The organism is Endozoicomonas sp. ONNA2 (genome assembly GCF_024606365.1).
GTDB lineage: Bacteria > Pseudomonadota > Gammaproteobacteria > Pseudomonadales > Endozoicomonadaceae > Endozoicomonas.
The window spans coordinates 1-3165 of record NZ_JAHHPO010000897.1; the positions used below are offsets into that span (position 1 = coordinate 1).

Below are 3165 nucleotides of genomic sequence, written 5' to 3' on the forward strand. Positions count from 1 at the left end.
CCTCGCTACGGGGACGCCCAGTCGGGCGCTATTCTCGGACAGCCTCCTGGCATGATAATTTGATTTTCAAATTATGAACTAAAGTAATGTTCAATTGTCCAAGATTATTATTACTCATCACTGAGGATAAGCAATGAAAGCATCTATAGGTCAAGTCGTGCAACTGAAAACGGGTGGTCCAGATATGGTCATCCACAGTGTTACTTTTGGTATGAAAAATTATTATAATTGCATGTGGTTTGAATGTAGTGAACTGCATATGGAATCATTTCCCATATATGGGTTAATTCCGCTGGAAGGAGAATTCCTTAATGATAATGATGAGGAAAATCCTGTTGAAAGTGATACTCATCATTGATGACAATTTCAATGGCGGTTTGTATAGAGGCGACATTTCATTGCTGGAATAGAACTTTAGTTCTGATAAATACTCGCCAATGATGAACAATCAGATTTTTGCAACCGAAACCTCCCGGGCAGCTGGGCATAGGATTCCGTATGGTTAGCTACCAAGTGGTTGTTGCCTGTCGCCCACCATACTGTAAGCAGCGTTACCGCAGTCAGCTCACCACCAGTAACCAAACTGTAGTACCCCAAAATCCAGCGCTTCCTTCTGGTTGTCGAGGATGGCATTGGTGTAATGGAACCACCCGGCCGACACCTCATACTGCATCTGGTCACCAAAGCGGGAACCAATCATGGTGCGAATTTCAAACTGGGTATGATCGCCCATATTGATGGGGGATTTCAGTTTCTTCTCGATATCTTTTTTTGATTGATAACTAAGGCCCACACCGGCATCCACAAACAGGCGCATGGCATCGGAGGTATTGTGTTCCAGTCGCAAGACCGGAGAAAAGCTGATGGCATAAACGTTAGCCGCACCATCGGGGCTGGGCTGATCTTCCGGCCCGAGACGACTGATCCAGAAATTGATGGCCAGGTCGGAATAACCAGTTAAACGCCAGGTGTCAGAGTCTTCCAGCCAAGCCTTATTCCAGTTCCAGCGCACGCTGGCCCGGTAATCATCCAGTTCGGCTTTGTTTTCGAGGTAGTGACCGTAACCAACAGAGGCACCCTCAGGGGTGAGGTCATCGGCGGAAGATAAAGCGGGGTTGATTGCCATCGCCAGGGCAATGCCGCGGAGAGTTCCTTTCTCCATTGATGCAACTCCTTACTGATAAACTCAAGAGCATCGCTGTACGGCATTGCTCATGCGATATTTATCAGTATTGACGGAGTTTTAAACCCTGATAGCGATACAAATAGATCGATTTGAAGTCTTTAAGATAATTAAAATTCTTAAATGAAATAAAAAGCAGTCAGGCAACCGTTGATCGTTCATTAAAGACCACTTGTACCGGTTTTCCCACACTAACGATATCGGCTGCAGAGACCGGCGCAAACCTCTGTTCATAAAACAGTCGGGCATTACGACAGGTCGGCGGCAGCTCAGTAAAGAAGCTGCCATTAATCTGACTCTCCCTGAAAATCAGTGAATGCAACCGGTTAAACAACTCAGAATGCACCGGCTCTGGCGCCTTCCAGAACTGATCCGGGGAGCATTGAGACGTCAGACAGCCAGTATCATAAAACGCCCTGCCGGTCACTTTCACCGGCAGATTATGCAGGAGTGCAGAAAGCCCTGCCGTGGTGTTGACCGTTACCACCGGGCGGGTATGGTGATACAGCGCAGGTAGCGGGATATCATGTCAATAGATGATGCGTCCAACCGTACCGTAGGGCAAAGCCAGCTGTTCAATCGGCTGATGGTAATCGGTATATCCCCGGTCCATGGGGTGATGCTTTAGTACCAGAATATCCCTGTGGTCGCCACGGCCCACAAAGGAAGCAATCACCTCTTCGATAAATAACGCCACTGAGGGATAATCCGAATGGTAGAGCATCTGTGAATCATCATTAAGGCCAACAAAAAGTTGATCTTATGGGTGATATACCCATGGGCAGAAAACTCCCGGGCCAGTTCCCGGAAGAGTGGCCCCGGGGACCCTGCAAAAATAGAACGGATCGCGACTGCATCACTCGTGCTTCTTGTTATCCCCGGAATGATAAAAGAATCAACGCTGCTTTTTGCTACAACTTGCGACAACCTCTCAGGCACGGATTGCTTCCGGCAAAAAATGCGCCTTCCGGCGTTTACCTGATGTATTTTCAACGAGAACTAACTACTTAACCCTTAATGATATTATCACCTACAAAGTCGATAGTTTGTCTGCTCTCTTCCATTATTTTATTCTGTGTATCTTCCAGCATTTTTTTAAGTTCTTGAGGTTTTGTGTTTTCTGATTCAATCTGCTGCCTTGTTTCACTGATTGTTTTTTCAAGTGGTGCTATTTCGTTCTTGATATAATCTAGAATATTATTTGCTTTTTCACGCACCGAGCTACTACCAAACTGGTCACTTTTCTTGGACAGTTCGTTAGCCAAGTTATCAAGAAGGTTTTCATATGTCATATCTTTTTGATTAATAGGTCTGCCTGCCTCTGCAAAGAGTTCTTCTACCATATTATTTCTTTCAGTCAGTTTTTCGTTCAGTGTTGATTCCAATTTATCAACAGACTGGTTTAACGTATGAATTAGTTCGTAGTTTTTTCCAGCGTCAGGATCGAGTCTAAACTTATTCAGTGCATCCTGAATGGCTTTCATTTCGATTTGATTGCCTGTAAGGAGCCTGCTCACCTCACCCATAGAAAGAGCGGTAATGCTCTTAAAATCCTCTATTGACTTCTTACCGGGTCCCTCTCCTTTTGCCTCCGGAAGCTGATTGGAAACATCCGCCTTCGTGACCGAGACGCCTTTTAAGCCCCCTTTAACATCAGCAACGGGAGCCTGAGTCGGTAAATTATTAATAGCTATAGAATTATTAACATTCATCGATATCTGCTCTCTTCGTGAACGATTAATGAATAACTCTTCAGAGTTTAGATCATTGAATAACCGCTACATTAGCGAGAATTTCAGTCCTCACAAATGCCCATGGCGCGTGAAAATATTTTGTGCCACTCAGGGATGAAATAAAACCAGTGTCAGGTCTTTATTGCAACAGGCGTAGGCTGAGAATGCGTGTGGTTCTGATAACTGACACTTCCCGCCAGGGCGACAGAATCGGTCGAACGATCATCCCGATAATAGGATATTTAGCTA

3 protein-coding genes and 1 pseudogene are annotated in these 3165 nt (G+C 45.3%); 1 reads left to right on the forward strand and 3 read right to left on the reverse strand.

Going from position 1 to position 3165, the window contains the following annotated elements:
* The first annotated feature begins 133 nt into the window (after window positions 1-133).
* The gene (locus tag KDK14_RS15970) at window positions 134-358 is read left to right on the forward strand and encodes a YodC family protein (RefSeq protein WP_257266169.1); all 225 of its coding nucleotides are present in this window, start codon (window positions 134-136) and stop codon (window positions 356-358) included.
* A 207-nt stretch (window positions 359-565) separates the two neighbouring features.
* Here KDK14_RS15970 and KDK14_RS15975 read toward each other — a convergent pair whose 3' ends face one another.
* From KDK14_RS15975 to KDK14_RS15985, 3 genes and pseudogenes are all read right to left on the reverse strand, one after another.
* Window positions 566-1162 carry an acyloxyacyl hydrolase gene (locus KDK14_RS15975; RefSeq protein WP_257266170.1) on the reverse strand — a complete coding sequence of 199 codons (597 nt, stop codon included), beginning with the start codon at window positions 1160-1162 and terminating at the stop codon, window positions 566-568.
* A 160-nt stretch (window positions 1163-1322) separates the two neighbouring features.
* A pseudogene (locus KDK14_RS15980) lies at window positions 1323-1913 on the reverse strand (hypothetical protein); the annotation flags it as partial.
* A 277-nt stretch (window positions 1914-2190) separates the two neighbouring features.
* Complete coding sequence (locus tag KDK14_RS15985) at window positions 2191-2895, reverse strand: hypothetical protein (RefSeq protein ID WP_257266171.1); 705 nt, start codon at window positions 2893-2895, stop codon at window positions 2191-2193.
* Between the last annotated feature and the right edge of the window lie 270 nt (window positions 2896-3165).